Source organism: Streptomyces sp. NPDC051109 (assembly GCF_044455885.1).
GTDB lineage: Bacteria > Actinomycetota > Actinomycetes > Streptomycetales > Streptomycetaceae > Streptomyces.
Window position 1 is genome coordinate 112,399 of record NZ_JBITFF010000020.1, and the last position, 20,314, is coordinate 132,712.

At 75.4% G+C, this 20,314-nt stretch carries 14 protein-coding genes; 6 read left to right on the forward strand and 8 right to left on the reverse strand.

Annotated elements, in window-relative coordinates; translation table 11 throughout:
• Positions 1–185 precede the first annotated feature (185 nt).
• The gene (locus ACIBAD_RS29635) at positions 186–1,565 is read right to left on the reverse strand and encodes an MFS transporter (protein ID WP_134074582.1); all 1,380 of its coding nucleotides are present in this window, start codon (positions 1,563–1,565) and stop codon (positions 186–188) included.
• Between the two features lie 67 nt (positions 1,566–1,632).
• Entirely contained in the window at positions 1,633–2,403 is a 771-nt protein-coding gene (locus tag ACIBAD_RS29640; RefSeq protein ID WP_398909639.1) for a glycerophosphodiester phosphodiesterase, read from the reverse strand.
• A gap of 183 nt (positions 2,404–2,586) precedes the next feature.
• Between ACIBAD_RS29640 and ACIBAD_RS29645 the strand changes: the two genes are divergently transcribed.
• Positions 2,587–4,089 (forward strand): PLP-dependent aminotransferase family protein, encoded by a 1,503-nt coding sequence (locus ACIBAD_RS29645; RefSeq protein ID WP_398909641.1) that lies wholly within the window; start codon positions 2,587–2,589, stop codon positions 4,087–4,089.
• 6 nt (positions 4,090–4,095) lie between these two features.
• Here ACIBAD_RS29645 and ACIBAD_RS29650 read toward each other — a convergent pair whose 3' ends face one another.
• Positions 4,096–5,763: a hypothetical protein gene (locus ACIBAD_RS29650; protein ID WP_398909643.1), complete on the reverse strand. Its 1,668-nt coding sequence runs from the start codon at positions 5,761–5,763 to the stop codon at positions 4,096–4,098.
• Positions 5,764–6,015: 252 nt separating this feature from the next.
• Positions 6,016–6,210, reverse strand: a complete 195-nt coding sequence (locus ACIBAD_RS29655; RefSeq protein WP_030162614.1) for a hypothetical protein — start codon at positions 6,208–6,210, stop codon at positions 6,016–6,018.
• 291 nt (positions 6,211–6,501) lie between these two features.
• Here ACIBAD_RS29655 and ACIBAD_RS29660 point away from each other — a divergent pair, with 291 nt between their 5' ends.
• Both ACIBAD_RS29660 and ACIBAD_RS29665 read left to right on the forward strand, forming a co-directional pair.
• Positions 6,502–6,924: an ankyrin repeat domain-containing protein gene (locus ACIBAD_RS29660; protein WP_134074578.1), complete on the forward strand. Its 423-nt coding sequence runs from the start codon at positions 6,502–6,504 to the stop codon at positions 6,922–6,924.
• A 344-nt stretch (positions 6,925–7,268) separates the two neighbouring features.
• A complete protein-coding gene (locus tag ACIBAD_RS29665) occupies positions 7,269–8,666 on the forward strand; it encodes a HEAT repeat domain-containing protein (RefSeq protein ID WP_134074577.1) in 1,398 nt (465 codons plus the stop codon).
• 968 nt (positions 8,667–9,634) lie between these two features.
• Here the strand turns inward: ACIBAD_RS29665 and ACIBAD_RS29670 are convergent.
• Genes ACIBAD_RS29670 through ACIBAD_RS29680 form a run of 3 tightly spaced genes read right to left on the reverse strand, consistent with a single transcriptional unit; the run spans position 9,635 to position 11,888 of the window.
• On the reverse strand, positions 9,635–10,507 hold the full coding sequence (locus ACIBAD_RS29670; RefSeq protein ID WP_398909646.1) for a biotin-dependent carboxyltransferase family protein: 873 nt from the start codon (positions 10,505–10,507) through the stop codon (positions 9,635–9,637).
• Positions 10,504–11,121 carry an allophanate hydrolase subunit 1 gene (locus tag ACIBAD_RS29675; RefSeq protein WP_398909648.1) on the reverse strand — a complete coding sequence of 206 codons (618 nt, stop codon included), beginning with the start codon at positions 11,119–11,121 and terminating at the stop codon, positions 10,504–10,506. The genes ACIBAD_RS29670 and ACIBAD_RS29675 overlap by 4 nt, the downstream gene beginning before the upstream one ends.
• The gene (locus ACIBAD_RS29680; protein WP_134075703.1) at positions 11,118–11,888 is read right to left on the reverse strand and encodes a 5-oxoprolinase subunit PxpA; all 771 of its coding nucleotides are present in this window, start codon (positions 11,886–11,888) and stop codon (positions 11,118–11,120) included. Before ACIBAD_RS29680 ends, ACIBAD_RS29675 begins: the two co-directional genes overlap by 4 nt.
• Positions 11,889–12,085: 197 nt before the next feature.
• Here ACIBAD_RS29680 and ACIBAD_RS29685 point away from each other — a divergent pair, with 197 nt between their 5' ends.
• From ACIBAD_RS29685 to ACIBAD_RS29695, 3 genes are all read left to right on the forward strand, one after another.
• Positions 12,086–13,591: a hypothetical protein gene (locus tag ACIBAD_RS29685; protein WP_398909650.1), complete on the forward strand. Its 1,506-nt coding sequence runs from the start codon at positions 12,086–12,088 to the stop codon at positions 13,589–13,591.
• A 151-nt stretch (positions 13,592–13,742) separates the two neighbouring features.
• The gene (locus ACIBAD_RS29690; protein WP_134074574.1) at positions 13,743–14,660 is read left to right on the forward strand and encodes a hypothetical protein; all 918 of its coding nucleotides are present in this window, start codon (positions 13,743–13,745) and stop codon (positions 14,658–14,660) included.
• A gap of 100 nt (positions 14,661–14,760) precedes the next feature.
• Positions 14,761–19,464, forward strand: a complete 4,704-nt coding sequence (locus tag ACIBAD_RS29695; RefSeq protein ID WP_398909652.1) for a hypothetical protein — start codon at positions 14,761–14,763, stop codon at positions 19,462–19,464.
• 118 nt (positions 19,465–19,582) lie between these two features.
• On the opposite strand, the gene ACIBAD_RS29700 is transcribed toward ACIBAD_RS29695, so the two are convergent.
• Positions 19,583–20,077, reverse strand: coding sequence for a hypothetical protein (locus ACIBAD_RS29700; protein WP_398909653.1), 495 nt, complete (start codon positions 20,075–20,077; stop codon positions 19,583–19,585).
• Positions 20,078–20,314: the final 237 nt, after the last annotated feature.

Below are 20,314 nucleotides of genomic sequence, written 5' to 3' on the forward strand. Positions count from 1 at the left end.
GCCGCCCCTTGTTGTACCCACCAGTGCCCGTTTTGTCACATCTGGCAGCAGATGTCACCCAACGTCTTCAGTTCTTTAGCGCGCAGTAACGGTCCGGCTGGCAGGCCAAAGGCGTACACTACCGGCCCTTCGCTTCAACGTCGAAATCCGTTCGGAATTCGTATGAAGATCCGGGTCGTGTCCTCTCAGATCCGCTCGGGAACAGGATTCCCCGCCGCCTCCACCGCGCGCCGCACCGGCACTCGCGCCAGCAGCACGAAACCCAGTGCGAAGAAGACCACCAACGAGATGATCGCGTCCCGGTAGCTGCCCGTGACCTGGTACGTCAGGCCGAACACCAGCGGCCCGACCCAGCTCACCCCGCGGTCGCTCATCTCGTACGCCGAGAAGTATTCGGCCTCCTTGCCCGCCGGCACCAGGTGCGAGAAGAGCGAGCGCGACAGGGCCTGGCTGCCGCCCAGCACCAGTCCGATCATCGACGCCAGCGCGAAGAACCACACCGGCGCACCCGCCGGCAGGAAGAAGCCGGCGGCCAGGGTCACCGTCCAGGCCACCAGCGATCCGAGGATGGTCCTCTTCGCGCCGTACGACACGGCCAGCCGGCCCATCGCCATCGCGCCCGCCACCGCCAGGATCTGCACCAGCAGTACGGCCGTGATCAGCGTCGAGTCCTCCAGCTTCAGCTCCTGCTTGCCGTAGACGGACGCCTGCGAGATCACGGTCTGGATCCCGTCGTTGTAGACCAGGTACGCCAGCAGGAACGACAGCGTCAGCGGGTGCCGCCGCATGTCCTTCAGCGTGGCGACGAGCTGCTTCCACCCCGACCCGGCGGCCGCGTGGCCGCCGTCCGGCCGGACCACCGCCCGGTCCCGCAGCCGGCGCAGCGGGATGATCGCGAACGCGCCCCACCACAGGCCCGCCGAGGCCAGGCAGATGCGCACCGCCGCGTCCTTGGAGACCCCGAAGGACTCGTGCGACTGGAACAGGACCAGGTTCAGGATCAAGACGAACGCGCCCGCCGTGTAGCCGAACGCCCAGCCGCGCGAGGAGACGGTGTCCCGCTCCGCCGGCTCCGCGATCTGCGGCAGGTAGGAGTTGTAGAGCACCATCGACACCGACATCGCGGCGTTCGCCACGATCAGCAGGACGCCGCCCAGCAGGTAGCGGTCGCCGCCCAGCAGGAACATCGCGGTGGTCGCCGCCGCGCCCGTGTACGCCGCTGCGGCGAGCAGCGGCTTCTTGCGGCCCGTACGGTCCGCGGCCGCGCCCACCAGCGGCATGGCCAGCACCGCGACGATCACCGACATCGAGACGGCGTACGCGAAGAACGAGCCCGACCGGACCGGTATCCCCAGGGGGTGGACGTAACCCTGCGCGTCCTGGGCGGCCTCGGCCATCGCCGTGAGGTAGGGGCCGATGAACACCGTCAGCACGGTCGAGGAGTAGACCGAGCAGGCGAAGTCGTAGAAGTACCAGCCGTGCTGCTCGCGTTTGCGGGCCGCCGCGGCGGCCGCTCTGCCCTCCTCCGCGCCCGGTTCCGCTTCCTCTGTGGTCTGCGCACTCATGAGTGCCCCCTCGCTGGTCCCCGTACCGCTGCGGCCGCCCCACCGGGCGCGGTGGCCGTACGGGCGGTCAGGCCCAGGCCCCGCGCCGGTCCAGCACCGTGCGCAAGATGTCGATCTGGTCGGTCATGATGCCATCGACTCCCAGGTCGAGCAGCGCCTCCATGCGTTCCGGTTCGTTCACGGTCCACACGTGCACCTGGAGCCCCCGCTCGTGCGCGGTGCGTACGAACCGGCGGTCGACCACGCGGATGCCCGCCTGGGTCTCCGGAACCTGTGCCGCCACCGCCCCGACCCGCAGCGCCGCCGGGATCGCGTACGAGCGCAGCCGCAGGCCGATCACCCCGCGCACCCCGTACGAGGTGGCCAGCCGGGGGCCGGCGATCTTCTGGGCGCGGGCCACCCGGCTCTCCGAGAACGAGCCCACGCACACCCGGTCCCAGACGCCCGCGCGCGCGATCAGGTTGACCAGCGGGTGCAGGGCCGACTCGGACTTGATGTCGACGTTCCAGCGGGCGTCGGGGAACTCCTCCAGGAGCTCCTCGAACAGCGGCAGCGGCTCGGTGCCCGCCACCCGCGCCCGGCGGACCTTGCTCCAGGTCAGCTCCGCGATCCGGCCCTGCCCGTCGGTGACCCGGTCGAGGGTGGAGTCGTGGAAGGCGACGAGCTTCCCGTCGGCGGTGGCGTGCACATCGGTCTCGAAGTACCGGTAGCCGGCGTCGGCGGCCCGCCGGAAGGCCGCGAGGGTGTTCTCCAGCCCGTCCGCGGCGCCTCCCCGGTGCGCGAAGGGGATCGGAGCCGGGTGGTCCAGATACGGATGGCGAAGGCGTACGTGCGTCACCCGCCGCAGTATGCACCGTGCGCCCCGTGGGGAGTGAGCGGCCGCATGGCCGCACGGTGAACGTGGCGGCGCCCCTGGCCGCGGTGGACCCCGGCATGACAGGCTGTGGGGGCGGAAACAATCCAATACCGGCTGCACGCAGGGGTCGGGTGGGGCCAATTCGACAAAGGTGGACCGGACAGCATGGCAGAGTGGACCTCGGCGGTGGGTGCCGCACAGCTCGCCCGTCTCATCACCTCCCAGCAGGAGCGCCCCGGCGTCGCCGGGGCGCGCAAACTGCCCGCGTACCGGACCCTGGCCGACGGCATCCGGCTGCTCGTCCTCGAAGGCCGCGTCCCCGTCGCCGCCCGGCTGCCCGCCGAGCGTGAGCTGGCCGTCTCGCTCTCCCTCTCCCGCACCACCGTCGCCGCCGCGTACGAGGCCCTGCGCGGGGAGGGCTTCCTGGAGTCCCGCCGCGGTGCCGGCAGCTGGACCTCCGTACCGGCCGGGAACCCGCTGCCCGCCCGGGGCCTGGAGCCGCTGCCGCCCGAATCCCTCGGCTCGATGATCGACCTCGGCTGCGCCGCGCTCCCCGCTCCCGAGCCCTGGCTCACCAAGGCCGTACAGGGCGCGCTCGAGGAGCTCCCGCCGTACGCGCACACCCACGGGGACTACCCCGCCGGGCTGCCCGCGCTGCGGCGGATGCTCGCCGACCGCTACACCGAGCGCGGCATCCCCACCATGCCCGAGCAGATCATGGTCACCACGGGGGCGATGGGCGCCATCGACGCCATCTGCAGCCTCTTCGCCGGGCGCGGGGAGCGGATCGCCGTCGAATCCCCCTCCTACGCCAACATCCTCCAGCTCATGCGCGCCGCCGGGGTGCGGCTCGTCCCCGTCGCGATGGCCGACGGGCTGGCCGGGTGGGACATGACGGTGTGGCGCCAGGTGCTGCGCGACGCCGCGCCGCGCCTCGCGTACGTCGTCGCCGACTTCCACAATCCGACCGGGGCGCTCGCCTCGGACGAGCAGCGCCGCGCCATGGTGGAGGCGGCCCGCTCGGCCGGCACCGTGCTCGTCGTCGACGAGACCATGGCCGAGCTCCAGCTCGACCCGGCACTGGAGATGCCGCGTCCCGTCTGCTCCTTCGACCCGGCCGGCTCCTCCGTGATCACCGTCGGCTCGGCCAGCAAGGCCTTCTGGGCCGGTATGCGGATCGGCTGGGTCCGCGCGGCGCCCGACGTGATCCGCAGCCTCGTCGCGGCCCGCGCGTACGCCGACCTCGGCACGCCCGTTCTGGAGCAGCTCGCGGTGAACTGGCTGATGCGGACCGGTGGCTGGGCGGAGGCCGTGCAGATCCGCCGCGACCAGGCCCGGGACAACCGGGACGCGCTGGTCGCCGCGGTGCGCCGGGAGCTGCCGGACTGGGAGTTCGAGGTGCCGCGCGGCGGGCTGACCCTGTGGGCCCGCGCGGGCGGGCTGTCCGGCTCCCGGCTGGCCGAGGTGGGGGAGCGGGTCGGCGTGCGGGTCCCCTCGGGGCCGCGGTTCGGCGTCGACGGGGCCTTCGAGGGCTACGTCCGGCTGCCGTTCACCGTCGGCGGGCCGGTGGCCGAGGAGGCTGCGGTCCGCCTCGCGGCGGCCGCCCGCCTGGTCGGCACGGGCGCGGCGGGCAGCACCGCGGAGCCCCCGCGCACGTTCGTCGCGTAAGGGGGCTCAGGGGCCCACCGGCCAGGGCCCGCGGGCCGGCGGGGCCTCGGCCGGGACCTCCCCGGCCTCCTCGGCGTCGATCGAGGGGCCCTGCGTCCGGGCCGGCGGCTGGACGATGTGCAGCGCCTTCGCCGTCGCCACCCGGTCCGGCCCGCCCGGTCCCGGCAGCTGCCGCCCCGGCAGCAGCTCCAGCACCGCCTGGCGGTGTCCGGGGTGCGCGGCCTCGTCGTACGGGTCCGGCGTGGCGGGCACCTGCAAGCGGTGCACGGGACCCGAGCCGAGCCGTGCGTACCCGCGCCCCGGGGGCACCTGCGCCGTCGGCGTGGTGTGCGGCGGCAGCCCCAGTACGTCGGTGATCTGCTGGGTCGTAGCCGGGCCGAGCACGATCCGGGCCCGGGTGTGCTGCCAGACGGCGTCGTTCAGCAGCTCCAGGTGGTCGAACTGCTCGGCCACCACGACCGTCACGTGTGCGGCGCGCCCGTGCCGCAGCGGGACCTGGAGCCGGGAGAGGGGGTCGGGGCCGCCCTCGGCGGTCGCGAGGTGCGCGAGCACGCTGGGCCGGTCCAGCAGGATCCACAGCGGCCGCCGGGTGTCCTCGGGCGCCGGCCGGCCGGCCTCGCGGGCCCGGTGCGTGGCGATGAGCCGCCGCTCGGTCTCGCGCGCGGCCCATTCCAGCGTGGCCAGCGCCCCGGCCGGACCGCACTCCACGGCCAGGACGCCCGTACGCCCGGTCAGGAAGGAGAACTCCCCGCTGCCGCCGCCCTCCACGATCAGTACGTCGTCGCCGTGGTGCAGGGCCTGCAGGGCGATCGAGCGCAGCAGCGAGGAGGTGCCGCCGCCGGGCCGGCCGACGGCCAGCAGGTGCGGTTCGGTGGAGCGGGGGCCGGTGCGCCAGATCACCGGGGGCACGTCGCGCGGCTCGTCGTCCTGCAGGACCGGCAGGGTGCGCCGCACGGTGCCGGCGTCGGTGAAGCCGAGCACGGTCTCGCCGGGCGAGGTGACGAACGGCTGCGCGGCGATGCCCGTCGGCAGCGGCGCGAGAACGGTCAGGTCGAGCTGGTTGCCCTCCTCGTCCCAGTCGAAGAAGTACTCCCGGCCGCGCCCGGACTTCGCGTGCAGCAGGGTCTCGATCCGGGCCCGCGAGGCGGCCTCGCCGTCGGTGAAGTAGGCGGGGTAGCGGATCCGGAGCCGGGTGAGGCGGCCCGCCTCGTCGAAGGCGTAGCCGCTGAAGGCCTTGTCCCACTCCCCGCCGTGGGCGAAGAGCGGGTTCGGGTCCTCGGGGATGGAGAAGTACGGCACGAGCGCCTCGTAGAGGGAACCGAGCCGTTCGGTCTCGGCCTCGCTGGGTCCGGTCTTCACCGGGGCCCGGTCGCGTCCGTGCCAGGCCGCGGCCGCCATCAGGGTGATCAGGGCGAGCAGCGGGCCGTAGGGGACGAGCGCGACCACGAGGACGCAGGCGGCGCCCAGGAACAGCGCGGGACCACGCTTGTCCTTGGGGGTCCGGGCCACCCTGCGCCGCCCGGCCGCGGCCAGGACGCGCAGGCCGCGCCCGATGACGAGGAGCGGATGGAGGACGTCCGTGGCGCTGTCGGCGGCCGTGCGCGCGAGGTCGCGGCCCCGTGCCAGCGGCGTGGTGCCGTTGCTGAGGATGCGGGGGAGTGGGCGCCGGGCCACGGTCGTCTCCTGGAGTCGTGTGCGGTGCGGTGCGGGACGGTGCGGTGCGGGCCGGGGAATGTCGTCGAAGTCCCGTCTGGCCGCGGGGTCCGGTACGCACGCTCGCCGCGTTGTCGTCGGTCACCGACGTCCCCCGGCTACCGCCGGGAGGTACCCCCACCGCGTCGATTCGATCCTCCGCCTTGCGGTCGCACGCACCAGACCCCGTCGGCCCCGCCCTCGGGGCGGCCGACGCCACTTCGACGCCCCTCCCTAGAGCTTGATCCCGCCGAGGAGGCTCGCGAGGCTCGCCGTGCTCGCCGTGATGCTCGGGGCGATGGCGGAGCCGGCGAGGAAGAAGCCGAACAGCGCGCAGACGAACGCGTGGGACAGCTTCATCCCGTCCTTCTTGAAGAAGAGGAAGGCGATGATGCCGAGCAGGACGACGCCTGAGATGGACAGGATCATGAGAGGTTCTCCTGGTGGGTGGGGACGGTCACCATCAGTTGTTCCAGGCTCACAGGAAGTATCAATGCGATAAAAGGTGCATACGGGTGAATCGCGGCTTTTTTCACTTGCCCGGCGCAGTCCGGCTGGCGCGTCAGCCGCGAAGGGGATCCTTGCCCGGCCGGGGCCCCGTATGTGCAGGTCCGGGCGCTACTCTGGCGATTCACCCGTACGGTCGCAGTGCCGTACGCCCCCCTGCCCGCGGCCCGGGGGGAATCTCACGTCAACAGCGAGTGGAAGGCGGTACGACAGATGAGCGAGCACGAGCCCACCCAGGGCGGCTCCCAGGGCGCTCCCGACGAGGACGTCATCGAGCTGGCCACCAAGATCTTCGACCTCGCCCGGCAGGGCGAGACCGAGACGCTCACCGCGTACCTGGACGCCGGAGTCCCGGCCAACCTCACCAACGACCGCGGCGACACCCTCGTCATGCTGGCCGCCTACCACGGGCACGCCGCCACCGTCACGGCGCTGCTCGCCCGCGGCGCCGAGGCCGACCGCGCCAACGACCGCGGCCAGACCCCGCTCGCCGGCGCCGTCTTCAAGGGTGAGGAGCCCGTCATCCGCGCGCTGCTCGACGGAGGCGCCGACCCGACCGCCGGAACCCCCTCCGCCGTGGACACGGCCCGCATGTTCGCCAAGGCCGACCTGCTGGAACTCTTCGGAGCCGAGTAGTCCGCTTTTGCCCGTGACCTGGCAGGGTCCGACCGGTCCGCCACCTCACGGAATGGTCACGGCGGCCATAAATGTGGTCGCGGCGCACAAACCGGCTGGGTCATCATGGCGACGGATTCGATTCGCGAACGCGGCGGACGGGCAGGAGGGGGCAGGACACGAAGGGTGTCCGGGCCCATCCCCTGCGTAAACCCGGCCGACGTGGTCGCGGAGCACCGACGAGAGTGAGAAGGCAATGGTCTACATCGAGCGGAACATGACGGCGGACGTCCTCACATGCTGTTACGCGGCCCTGTGAATCCCGATTCCCGGTTGCGTCCCCAGCTTGATTTGAGGCCATTCCCATGTTCGAACCAGTCATAGCGCCAAGCGGCACCCTGCTCGGGCTCCTCCAGCGGGGCCGCGGCGACGGCACGCTGCACGCCCTCGCGGCGCCCCGGGCGGAGGCCCTCGCGGCCCTCAACCAGTGCGTGGTCAGCGACCCGCGCCAGGACTGGCAGGTCGAGAACCGCTCGCTGTACTACGCCCGCCTGTACTTGGATCTCGACGGCCCCCTCGGCGAGATCGAGAGCCACCTCTTCAGCGCCGACGACCTCGTCGACGACACGGACCACCGGACGGGCCTCGCCCTGTCCGTCCTGGGCCACCTGGCCTCGTACGGCCGCGACGACGCGCTCATGCTGCTGCGCCGCTACGCAGCCTCCGGCGCCAACTGGGCCTGGGCCCTCGACGAGCTCGCCCTGCGCGACGACGACGAGGGGCTGCGCGGCCTCGCCGCGCCCGTGCTCGCCAGATTCCCGGCCGACAACGAGGGCGGGGCGCGGCTGGCCGCCGCCGTCCGCGACGCCTACGAGCCCCGGCCCTGGTGCCTGTGGGAAGAGTCACCCGAGTACGGCGACCGCCTGCGCGCGGCCCGACAGCAGGGCTCCTTCGACCGCTGGCAGCGCCAGCTCACGCCGAACGGGCCCCGGCCCGGCTGGGGGGTCCAGGCCGTCTTCGACTGGGCCGCCGACGGCCTGCGCCGCGGCACCCCGCTGCACGTACCCGCCGCGCGCTGCCTCGCCGCCGTCGCGGCGCCCGAGGACCGCTCCGCGATCCTCGCCGCCGCCGCCGGCGCGGGAGGCGAGGCCGCCCGGGCCACCGCCCTGCACCACCTGGTCCTCGCCGAGCCGGAGAACCCGGCCGTACTGGACCTCATCGAAGCCGCCGGGGACGAGCCCGCCGTGGCCGCCTACGAGCGCATGTGCGGCCCCGCCGCCGTCGACCGGGCCCGGCAGTGGATCCACCGCCCCGACGCACTGGGCGCGGCCGCGGCCGCACTGCTGGCGGCCCGGGGCGGCACCGAGGACGCCGGACTCGTACTGGGCGCCCTGCGCTCGACGGTCCGCGGCTCCGGCCCCGACGCCCAGCGGCTGTTCTCCCTGGTCGACGGGGCGGGCCGGCTGTCCATCGGCTGCGCGGCACCGGTGCTGCGCCACATCTACCGCGAGACGGCCTCGTCCCACCTGCGCGGGCGCGCGGCGCGCGCCCTGGCCAGCACGGACCCGTCCTTCGCGGCCGGCTTCGCCGTGGAATGCCTCTGGGACTGCGAGGAGACCACCCGCGAAGTGGCTGCCCGCCACGCGGAGACGGCAGACGCCCGGGTCGCCCCGCGCCTGCGCCGCCTGGCGGCCGACCCCGCCGAGGAAGAGGACGTCCAGTCGGCGGTGCGCAGCAGGATCGCCCCGGAATCGGCCGTGTAGGCCACGGTCGGAACACGCCCTCGGCCCGGCCCCCTGAAGAGCGGGGGCCGGGCCGAGACGTGCCACGGCCGTCCTGGCGGCGTGCCGGGCGAGGACGGCTGCCCGGCCGAGAAGTCGATTGCGCAAGCGGGCGCCACTTCTCCGTCGCGATCACGCCGATCGAGACGCCGTCGCCGCCGCGCGTGGGCTTCGCGGCGCGTGCCATGACGAGGGTGTGCCCCTCGGGGACGGACTTCGCGGTGATCCGCGGCGTCCTCTCGCCACCGGGCAGGAGGACCGGCCGCGCCTCCGGGTCTGTTCCTTCCACTGTCCGGTCGCGGGGCCGTACCCCGGGCCGAGGTGCCCGCCGCCCGGCTTCGGGCATTCGCCCGGGGCTTGCGCTGCTGCACGATCACGACCCGGAATCCGAGCGCTCGGAGCTCGCGCACGGTCTCGGGCACGTCCTCGCACGAGGGCCAGGCGACCACGATCGTGCCGTCGCCCCGCACGACCGGTTCGGCCGCGGACGACGTGCCCGCGGGCCCCCGCCGCCCCCGCGGGGAGGGCCACCGGCCCGAGCACGGCGGTGGTCGCCAGGCCCACGGCGAGCGCGTGCCGTGCCGGCGGACGCCCAAGGCGTGTGAGGCCTCGGCGGGGCTCGACTGGTCGACCACGTCCCGGTCGAGGACCGCGCGCAGCGGCTCGGACAGCGCCGGGCGGTGCTCGGCGGGCACGCGGGAGGCCCGCTGGGCGTCGCTCCGCTCCTCCAGCGCGGCCACGTCCTCGTCGGCGAGGAGCCTGCGGCAGCTCAGCCGGGCGGGGGCGCCGTTCTCCCCGGTCCGACCGCGGGGCGCGGCCCGCCGGTACGTTGCGGGCGATGCCGAACAGCCGGGCGACCGGCGCTTCCCTCCCGTGCCGGGGCCCGGTCGGCCCCCCTCACCCGGTGACTGGCCGCAGCCCCCGCAAAGGTTTCATCGGGCCCTCACGAATCATCGGGCCCTCACGAACCTCAGCGGCACCCCCGGCCGGGCCTGGGCCGCCGCGTCGAGCGCAGGGCCCGCGGGGACCACGCCCACCACCGGGTATCCGCCCGTCACCGGGTGGTCGGCCAGGAAGACCACCGGCAGGCCGTCCGGAGGGACCTGGACGGCCCCCAGGACCATGCCCTCGCTCGGGAGTTCGCCGCCGCGGGCGCGCTCCAGCCGGATCCCGGCCTCGGTGCGCAGGCCGATGCGGTTCGACGCCGGGGAGACCCGGAACTCCGAGCGCCACAGGGCCGCGACCGAAGCCGGCTCGAACCAGTCCGCCCGCGGTCCCGGCCGCAACGGCAGCACCAGTTCGGCCGGCATCCCAGGCGCCGCCGGCGCATCCGCCCCGCGGACCGGATCCGGACCGGCCGGGCCCACCGGCAGCAGCGTCCCGGCCGACAGGACGGGCGGGCCCAGCCCCGACAGCAGGTCCGTCGAGCGGCTGCCCAGGACCGGCGCTACGGCGAACCCTCCCCGCACCGCGAGGTAGCTGCGCACCCCCGACTCCGCCCGGCCCACCTCCAGCTCCGCCCCCGCCCGGAGCCGTACCGGTGCTCCCCAGGCCGCCGGGCGGCCTGACACCCGTACCGCACACGGCGCGCCCGTGACCGCCACCGTCACGGGGGCCAGCGCCCGCAGGCCGACCCCGTCCAAGGTGGTCTCCAGGGCGGCCGCGTCCGGCGGGTTGCCCAGCAGCCGGTTGGCCAGCGCGTGCGCCCCCGCGTCGAGCGCGCCCGACCTCGGCACCCCCAGGTGCGCGTGGCCGGGCCGCCCGAGGTCCTGGACCGTGGTCAGCGCTCCCGCCCGGAGCACCTCCAGCGCAGCTCCGCTCACCCCGCCACCTCCTCGAACCGCACCCGTACCCCCGGCGCGAACAGTGCCGCGGGCTCCCGCTCCGGGTCCCACAGCACGGCGTCCGCCGTCCCGATCAGCTGCCAGCCGCCGGGGGAGGAGCGCGGATACACCCCCGCGTACTCGCCGGCGAGGGCCAGCGAGCCCGCCGGGACGGCCGTACGGGGCGTGTCCCGCCGGGGCAGGCGGAAGCGCTCCGGCAGCCCGGTGAGGTAGCCGAAGCCGGGCGCGAACCCGCAGAAGGCCACCCGGAAGACGGTGTCCCCGACGATCCCGGCCACCTCCCGCTCCGCCACCCCCCACAGCCGTGCCACGTCCGCCAGGTCCGGCCCGTCGTACCGCACCGGAACGGTGACCAGCGGCCCCTCGGTCTCCGCGAGCGGCGGCACCTCCCAGCGCGCGATCCGCTCCGCCAGCGCACCCGGCTCGCGGACACCGTCCAGCAGCACGGTCCGCGCGGCCGGTACGAGGTCCCGCACGCCGCCCAGCTCGCCCGCGTCCCGCCGCCGGAGCAGCTCCGCGTGGAGCGCCGCCACCTCCGCCGCCGAGTCCAGCTCGATCAGCAGCGCCTCGCCGCCCACCAGCAGCGGCCTCACGCGAAGGCCTCGACCCGGACCCCCGCGGCGGCCAGCGCCTCGCGGACCCGCAGCGCGAGCCCGGCGGCCCCCGGGGTGTCCCCGTGCAGGCACAGCGAGCGCGCCTCAAGCGCCACCCGGGAGCCGTCGGCGGCCGTCACCGCGCCCCGGGTCGCCATCGCGACCGCCCGGGCGACCACGGCGTCCGGGTCGTGCAGCACCGCCCCCGGCTCGCCGCGCGGCACCAGCGTCCCGGCCGGGGTGTATGCCCGGTCGGCGAAGGCCTCCGGTACGGCCGTCAGCCCCGCCGCTTCGGCGGCGGCCAGCAGCAGCGAGCCCGGCAGGCCCAGGACGGGCAGGTCGCCGCCCCCGGCCGCCGTCCGGACCCCGGCGACGACCGCGCCCGCCTGGTCGGCGTCCCGGACCGTGCGGTTGTAGAGCGCACCGTGCGGTTTCACGTACGACACCTTGGAGCCGGCCGCCCGGGCGAAGACCTCCAGCGCCCCGATCTGGTACGCCACCTCGTCGGCCAGCTCACCGGCCGGCACGTCCATCGCGCGCCGCCCGAAGCCCGCCAGGTCCCGGTACGAGACCTGCGCGCCGATCCGTACGCCGCGCTCCGCGGCCAGCTCGCAGACCCGGCGCATGATGGACGGGTCCCCGGCGTGGAAGCCGCAGGCCACGTTGGCGCTCGTGACCACGGACAGCAGGGCCTCGTCGTCGGTCAGGGTCCAGCGCCCGAAGCCCTCGCCGAGATCGGCGTTCAGGTCGATCAGAGGTGTGATCATGGAAGCCATGCGGTGAGCGTAGAACAGCGCCCGCACGGCGGAGACGGCTTCGGCCACGAGTTCGGCGACCCGTCCGTCGAGGGGTCCGGCTGCGGGTCCGGCTGCGGGTCCGGCGGCGCGCTCCCCGGCGCCCGGGACCGATCCGGCCGAACCGTGCCGTTTGGGATGTTGTCCGTGTCAGCGCCTAGTCTTTGTCCGTGACTCTCCCCGCCCCGGCGAAGCCCCTTCCGTCCCCGGCGCCGGGCCCGGCCGCCGACGAGGGCCTGGCCCGGCGGCTGCGCGCGCTCGCCTGCACCGCCCCGCTGCACGACCTCGACGTACGCAAGGCCAATCTCGCCGGCGAGTACGGGATCTACGCGATGGCGGAGGTCGCGCTCGCCGCGATCGACCTGGTCACGCTCAACATGGACTTCGACACCGGCGCGGACCACGAGCAGATAGTGGCCCGGCTGCTGCCGCGGGTCGCCGCGCAGGCACCGCACCGCCCGGCGGCCGAGCACGAGCGGGTGGCCCGCTGGGTCTTGGAGAACCTGATCAACGTCGGCAGCGTCGACCGGGGCTTCCGCGCGATCTACGGCACGTTCGGCCCGGACGGGGTGTACGTCCGCCGGGACTACGACTTCAAGCTGATCGAAGAGGTCCCCGGCTACGGCGGGGCGGTCTACCTCCGGACGACGGACGAGGCCGTCAACGTGCTGGTCGGCGCCCTCGACACGGACGTCACCAGCGCGCAGATCGCGGCCGAGGTGAAGCTGGAGGTCCTCATCAGCCGGGGCCGGCTGGCCGACGCCCAGCTCGCCGCCGAGCAGGCCCGGTACCGCACGGTGCAGTACGCGGAGACCCTGCGCCGCACGCTGGACGCGACCCGGCGCAACGTACGGGCGGTGGACTGGCTGCAGTCGGTGCCGGACATGATCGAGGAGGCCCTCGACCACGTCGCCGACCGCTACCGGCACGAGAACGCGATCCTGACGAACATCCGCCGGGCGCGCGACGAGGCCGAGGAGCCCGACAACAAGCGGCGCGCGGCCGAGCTCGTCGACATCGTCAAGGACTGCATCCGCCGCCACACCCAGCTCCAGTCGAGGCTGCTGGACGCGGGCCCGCTCTTCCGCGCCGAACAGGACCGGCAGGCCTTCGCGGCCCCGGCGCCGCGCTCCGGGATCGACCTGTACGGGCAGCTGGTGGCGCCCGTGCTGCCGCTGCCGCTGGAGCAGGCCTCCCGGGTCACGGACGCCTTCTTCGCCTCGGCGGTCGGGCTGCGCACCCCGGTCTCGGTGCGCGTCGCCGACCTGGTCGAGATACTGCTGACACCGCCGGTGGAGCGCGAGCACCTCGGTGCGGAGATGCCGGAGCCGGACCTCATCGCGACGCCGGACGACAGCCGGTTCAGCGAGGAGCAGCTCGCCGCCGCGATGGAGCTCCTGGACCTGCCGCACGACGCCCCGCGCCGGCTCTCGGGCCTGCTGGCCCAGGCCCGGCGCAGCGACCCGGACCTGCCGTACCTGGTGGCCCTGCTGGCCGTCCACGCGGCGAGCCCGGCCGTCGGCACGGCGTACCGCCAGGGCGAGGAGCGGCTGCTCTTCGCCGTGGACGACGGCACCCAGCTCGAAGACCCCGAGTTCGGCGGCGCGGACCTGATCGTCGGCACGGCCCTCCTGGACGCGGCCGCGATGACCGCGGACCGCACGGAGGCGGCATGACCTCCGCCCGCCGGGCCCGCCCGCGGAGCGGCGCCGGGGCACGGGGACCCGTCCCCGCCGCGCACCGCATGATCCAGCACAGCGGGAAGGGGCTGCGCCGGGAAGAGAACCGGCCCGCCGCCGCAACCGCACACCACGAGAGGCAGTACCCGTGAGCGACCACCACGCCGAGAACCCCGCGTGGAGCGAGGCCGACGCGCCGCCGGCCCCCGTCGCGCCCGCCCTCGGCGGCCCCGCGCCGGCAGCGGCCGTCACGCCCGCCGACGCCGCGGACGCGGCCCGCCTCGTCGCCTTCGGGCTCCAGCCCAAGCTGCTCCCGGCCCGCGACGCCGAGTACGCCGAACTGCTGCGCCGCTACCGCGAGGAGCCGGCCTTCGGCCGCCTCGCCGACGCCGTCGCCACCGGCCTCGGCCTCGTCGTCCTGGAGGTGTCCCCGCGCGCCGGCATGGCCGTCGCCGCCGGCGAGGACTCCGTCTTCGCCGTGCGGATGGGCGACTACGCCCGCCGTACCACCGCCGACTCCGCCGACCGGTTCCTGCACGGCCTCGCCCACCTCGCCGTCGCGGCCCTGGCCTTCCCCCGCCCCGAAGACCTCGCCGACGACGGCTACATCGGCCGCGTCACGGTCAACGGGGTCGACGCCTTCGTCCGGCAGACCTGCCGCCGCCTGGAGGAGCGCGCCGAGGAGCTCGGCGAGAACACCGACCCGGCCACCGACGCCCCCGGCCTCGAAGCCGCCTGGCGCGTCTACGCCCGCCGCAGCGCGACCGGTGCCACCAAGGACGCCCGCCGCCTGGCCGGCTCCACCACCGGCATCGTCGGCAAGGCCGCCGCGTTCCTCACCGACTCCGGCTTCCTCCAGCGCACCGGCGACGACGCCGGCGGTACGTACCGCACCACACCCCGCTACCAGCTCCAGGTCCGCGACATGGCGGGCAGCGCGGCCATGGCCGAGCTCCTGGAACTCGGCGTGGTCCCCGTCGGCGACGGCTCCGCCAGCCTCCTGCCGCCGCCCGAGGGCGACGACCTGGAGCTCGCCGCCGACGCCGGCCTGCCCTTCCACGCCTAGGCCGTCCCTTCGGACCGGGCCGCGCCCGCCGATCCGCCCCGATCCCCAAGACCCCCGGCCACCTGCCCTCCGTACCGAGAATTCACGAGAGTCCGCCGCCATGTACGAGCTGTCCCGGATCCGCCTCTACTCCATCGGGCCCGCCGGTGCGCGCTACGCCGACACCGTGCTCGACCTGCGCGGAGTCGGCGAGCCGGTGCCCCACCCGGCGCCCGCCCAGGCGGAGTTCTTCGAGGACGAGCCCACCGGCCCGCCGCGCCGCCCGGCGCCCGCCGGCGTGCTCTTCCTGGAGAACGGCGGCGGCAAGTCCGTCCTGCTCAAGCTGATCTTCTCGGTGATGCTCCCCGGCCACCGCAACACCCTCGGCGGCGCCAGCTCCGGCGTCCTGCGCAAGTTCCTGCTCGCCGACGACTGCGGCCACGTGGCCCTGGAATGGCAGCACACCCAGACCGGCGAGTGCGTGGTCGTCGGCAAGGTCAGCGAATGGCGCGGCCGCCAGGTCTCCAACGACCCGCGCAAGTTCGCCGAGGCCTGGTACTCCTTCCGCCCCGGCCCGGGCCTGAGCCTGGACAACCTCCCCGTCGCCGAGGCCACCGCCGTCCGCCCGCCCGTCGAAGGCGCCTCCGGCGCCCAGGGCAGGCGCCGCACGATGAAGGGCTTCCGCGACGCCCTCACCGAGGCCGGCAAGGCGTACCCGCACCTGGAGGTGTACTTCGAGGAGATCCACGACCGCTGGAACGAACACCTCACCGAGCTCGGCCTCGACCCCGAACTCTTCCGCTACCAGCGCGAGATGAACGCCGACGAAGGCGAGGCAGCCGGCCTCTTCGCGGTCAAGAAGGACTCCGACTTCACCGACCTGCTGCTGCGCGCGGTCACCGACACCCGCGACACCGACGGCCTCGCCGACCTGGTCCACGGCTTCGGCAACAAGCTCGGCCGCCGCGCCGAGCTGATGGCCGAACGGGACTTCACGGCCGGCTCGGTGGACCTCCTCACCAAGATCGTCGAGGCGGCCGAGACCCGCTCCCGGCTCCGCGACGTCCACGCGGGCGCCGAGCGCCGTACGCGCACCCTCGCCCGGCGACTGTCCGCCCGCGCCGCCGAGGAGCGCGGCCGCGCCGCCGACCTCGCCCAGCGCGTCACCGCAGCCGCCCACGGGGTCACCTCCGCCGAGTCCGCGCGGGCCCGCAGCGCCGCCGTCTCCGCCGAACTCGCCTACCGGCACGCCTCACTGGCGCTGACCGTCGCAGACAAGGCCGCCGCCGCCCAGCGCCGCGAGCTCCTCGAAGCCCGCACCCTGCACTCCGCGTGGCAGGCCGCCGAGATCGTGCTGCGCCACCGCGCCGCCGCCGACCGCTCCGCCCGGGTCGCCGCCGCGATCCTGGAGGCCGAGCGGGACGCCGCCCCGGCGCTCGCCGCCCGCGCCACGGCCGCCGCCGCGCTCGTACGGGCCCTGCACACGGCCGCCGAGGACGGGGAGCGGGTCGCCAACGAGGAGGAGGAGCGGTCCGCCGGCCTCCAGGAGGCCGGCGAGGCGGCCCACCGCGATGCCACCGCCGCCGCCACGGCGGCCCAGCGGGCCCGCAGCGAGGCCGAACACCTGCGGGCCCGGCTCGCCGAGGTCCAGCAGGAGACGGCCGAGGCCGTACGGGCCGGCTGGCTCGACGACTCGGCGCCCGACGCGGACCCGGCGCGCGCGGCCCTGGCCGCCAGTGACGCCGAGAAGACCGCCGTGGCCGCCTGGGACGAGTCCCGCGAGGCGGCTCGCGCCATGGCCGAAGCCGCCCGCGAGGCCGCCGCCGCGGAGTCCCGCGCCGAACTCACCGCCGCCCGTGCGGCGGACGCCGCCGACGCGGCCGAGGCCGCGTACGGCGCCGAGCACCGGGCGGCCGCCTCCCTGGCCGCCTCCCCCCGCCTGGCGGAGCTCCTGGGCCTCCCGCCGCTCCCGGAAGCCTTCCTCCCCCACCCGCGCACCGGCACCCCCGCCGAACCCGGCACGCCGGCCGGCTCCACGGGAGCCGGCGCCTCCGCCATCCCGGACCCCGGCGCCGCGCCCGCCGCGGGCGGGGGGCTCACCGTCGCGGACCTCGACCGGAACGCCGACGAGCTGCGCGAGATGCTCACCCGCGGAGTCGGGGCGGCCGAGCGGCAGCTGTTCGAGCTGCGCACCGCCGCCGCCGACGACGCCCGCATCCTCGGCGCGCTCGGCGACGGCGGGCTGCTGCCGCCCGGCCCCGACGTCCTCGCCACCGTCGAGTACCTCGGCGAACACGGCATTCCGGCCCTGCCCGGCTGGCGCTACCTCGCCCAGTCCGTGGACCCGGCCGACCACGCCGCCGTCCTCGCGGCCCGACCCGAGCTCGTCGACGGCGTCGTCATCACCGACCCCGACACCCACGCCCGGGCCCGCGAGGTCCTCTCCGGCGCGGCCCTGCTGCCCCGCTCCACCGTCGCCGTCGGTACCGCCGCCGCCCTGCTGGCCCCCGTGCCGCCGGTCGCCGACGACGAGGACACGGCCGCCGGGGTGTTCCTCGTACCGCCGAACCCGGCCATGCACGACGAGCACGCCGCCGACGAGGAGCGCCAGGCGCTGCGCACCCGCGCCACCGCCCGCGACACCGAGATCCGGGACCTGGCCGCCCGCCTCGCCGGGGACCGCGAGCTCGCCGCCCGCCTCGCCTCCTGGCGCGCCGGCTGCCCCGTCGGCCGGCTCGCCGAGCTGGCGCAGCAGGCCGAGGCCGCCCGCGCGTTCGCCGAGGAGGCCGACGCCGAGCTCGGGGAGGCCCGTACCGTACGCGCCGAGACCGAAGAGGCCGCCGCCGACGCCGCCCGCGTCCGCGACGAGCGCCAGGACGCCGCCCAGCGGGCCCGCCGCGCCGCCGACGCCCTCGCCGGGCTCGCCTTCCGGCTGCGCGAACGCGCCGGCTGGCAGGCCAAGGTCCGGGAACTCGCCGACGACGCCGCCGAATCCGAGGCCCGCGCCGAGGTCTGCCTGGACCGGGCCCGCGCCGCGGACGAGGACCGCCGCGCCGCCCAGCGCGCCGCCGACGACGCCCGCCGCACCGCCCGCGCACTGCGTGCCGAGCGCGCCGAGATCGCCGGCGCCCCCGAGGCCCTGCCCGAGGACGACGGGACCGCCAGGGCGCCCCTGCCCGACCTCCGCGAGGCCTACCGGGCCGCGTCCCGGCTGTACGAGAAGGTCGGCGTCGGCGCCGACCTGCGTGCCGAACAGGCCCGCGCCGAGAGCGACGAGAGCGCCGCCCTCGCCGAACTCGACCGGCTCACCAACAAGGTCCGCACCCGCGCCGCCCAGCTCCTCGAAGGCACCGACGGAGCCGACGGGCCCTCCCGGCAGGCGGCCGCCGCCCGCGCCGAGTCCCTCGTACAGATGCTGGAGACCCGCACCCAGGTCGCCAGCGAGCAGCTCGGCCGGCTCCGCGGCGAGGCCGAACGGCACGCCCCCACCGAGGGCGAGGCCCACACCGACCTGCCCGAGGACCTGATCCCCGGCGACGTCGAGCAGGCCCAGGCCCTCCTGCGCACCGCCACCGCCCAGCTCGCCGCGCACACCGCGGCCGTCGAGACCGCCCGGGCCGCCCACGCCGACCTGCTGCGCGCCCACCGCACCGCCGAGGACGGCGCCGGAGGCTTCGACGAGACCGCGGCGATGCTGCGGGACCTGCTGCGCGACCACGCCCACCAGGACGACGAGCAGGAGCCGGCCGCCCACGCGGGCACGCTGGAGGAGGCCCGTCAGTCCGCCGCCGAGGCCCGCCGCTCCCTGCGCGGCTGCGCCGCCGACCTCTCGGCCGCCGAGTCGGCGGTGCGCGAGGCGAGCGACATCCTGGTCCGCCACGCCAACGCCAACCGCTACGAGCAGGTACGCACCCCCGCGCGCCAGCAGATCCGCGAACTGCCTGCCTCCGCCCTGCCCGAGCACGCGGCGGCCTGGGCGGCGGCCTTCGCGCCCCGGCTGCGCGTCCTCACCGACGAACTGGCCCAGCTGGAGCGCAACCGCGACAGCATCGTCGACCGGCTGCGCGGACTGGTGGAGTCCGCCCTGGCCACCCTGCGCTCCGCCCAGCGGCTCTCCCAACTCCCCGAGGGGCTGGGGGAGTGGTCGGGCCAGGAGTTCCTGCGCATCCGCTTCGAGGAGCCGGACCAGGCCACCCTCACCGAGCGCCTCGGCGAGGTCATCGACGAGGCGACCCGCGCGGCCGTGAAGAAGAACAGCAGCGCCTCCTTCGGCGAGGGCCGCCGCGACGGCATGTCCCTGCTGCTCCGCGGCGTGCAGGCGGCCCTGGAGCCCAAGGGCATCGCGGTCGAGATCCTCAAGCCCGACGCGGTGCTGCGCGCCGAGCGCGTGCCGGTGGGCCAGATGGGCGACGTGTTCTCCGGCGGTCAGCTGCTCACCGCCGCGATCGCGCTGTACTGCACGATGGCGGCGCTGCGCAGCAACGACCGCGGCCGCGACAAGCACCGCCACGCGGGCACGCTGTTCCTCGACAACCCGATCGGGCGCGCGAACGCCACGTACCTGCTGGAACTCCAGCGGGCCGTCTCGGACGCGCTCGGCGTCCAGCTCCTTTACACGACCGGCCTGTTCGACACCACGGCCCTCGCCGAGTTCCCGCTGGTCATCCGGCTGCGCAACGACGCGGACCTGCGGGCGGGCCTGAAGTACATCAGCGTCGAGGAGCACCTGCGCCCGGGCCTGCCCCAGCAGTCCACGGAGGGGGAGACCATCCACGGGGAGATCACGGCGACCCGCATGTTCCGCCGCTCCGCGACCGTTTCCTGACCGCGGCACCGGCGGCACCGGCCTCCCGGCGGCACGGCACGGCACGGCCGTCGGCCCCGGCCTCCCGGCAGCACCGGACGGCCGTCGGCTCCGGACGGCCGGCGGGCCCGTACGGCCGTCAGCTCCGGCCCTGGCTCGTCCCGTAGCGCCGGTCCGCACCCGGCGGCGGCCACGCGGCCGGCCGGGGGCCCGCGGCCTCGCCGCCGCCCCGCGGTATTCGGCCCGTCCCGCCGCCGCCCGGCTGCGGCCGGGCCTCCCGGCGGGCCCGGCGCCGCTCGCGCCGGCGGTCCCGGGCCGTACTGCTCGGCTCGGACACGACCCCGTACCGCTGGTTCCACATCTGCCGGGTGATCAGCACGTCCAGGACGCCCCACGTGGCCACGACCGTCCCCGCTATCGCGCCGAGCGCCATCGGGAGGGCCAGCCAGGAGCCGGTCACCATCAGGAAGAAGGCGACCGTCGCCCCGGTCAGGGTGACGGCCACGATCAGCACCGCCCGCACCGCCGCATCCCGCACCGGGTCCGGCATCCGGCGCCGCCGGGCCGGCTCCTCCTCCCACAGCGACCGCCCCCGCGCGCCCACCATGGCCCCGTCGTCCTCGTACATCCCCATCGCACGCTCCCCCCCGCCCCGTCCCCTCAACCAGCTAGACGTTCGACACCGCCGAGAGATTCCCGTATCCACCGGACTCCTCCCCAGCACCTGCCCATCCCGGAACGAAGAATTCCAGCCATCCATACGGTTGCGGGAACCGACACCCCACCAAGTGTCATCTGCCACATAACGGGCCGCTCTTGCCCGGATGTATCGGACAACTGGTGATCTACGCCTGGAGGCCCGGCCGAAAAC

Excerpts from the sequence above, each read along its gene's own strand:
- ACIBAD_RS29635 (WP_134074582.1), bottom strand. The coding sequence starts at position 1,565 with ATGAGTGCGCAGACCACAGAGGAAGCGGAACCGGGCGCGGAGGAGGGC.
- ACIBAD_RS29645 (WP_398909641.1), top strand. The coding sequence starts at position 2,587 with ATGGCAGAGTGGACCTCGGCGGTGGGTGCCGCACAGCTCGCCCGTCTC.
- ACIBAD_RS29655 (WP_030162614.1), bottom strand. The coding sequence starts at position 6,210 with ATGATCCTGTCCATCTCAGGCGTCGTCCTGCTCGGCATCATCGCCTTC.
- ACIBAD_RS29660 (WP_134074578.1), top strand. The coding sequence starts at position 6,502 with ATGAGCGAGCACGAGCCCACCCAGGGCGGCTCCCAGGGCGCTCCCGAC.
- ACIBAD_RS29665 (WP_134074577.1), top strand. The coding sequence starts at position 7,269 with ATGTTCGAACCAGTCATAGCGCCAAGCGGCACCCTGCTCGGGCTCCTC.
- ACIBAD_RS29680 (WP_134075703.1), bottom strand. The coding sequence starts at position 11,888 with ATGATCACACCTCTGATCGACCTGAACGCCGATCTCGGCGAGGGCTTC.
- ACIBAD_RS29695 (WP_398909652.1), top strand. The coding sequence starts at position 14,761 with ATGTACGAGCTGTCCCGGATCCGCCTCTACTCCATCGGGCCCGCCGGT.
- ACIBAD_RS29700 (WP_398909653.1), bottom strand. The coding sequence starts at position 20,077 with ATGGGGATGTACGAGGACGACGGGGCCATGGTGGGCGCGCGGGGGCGG.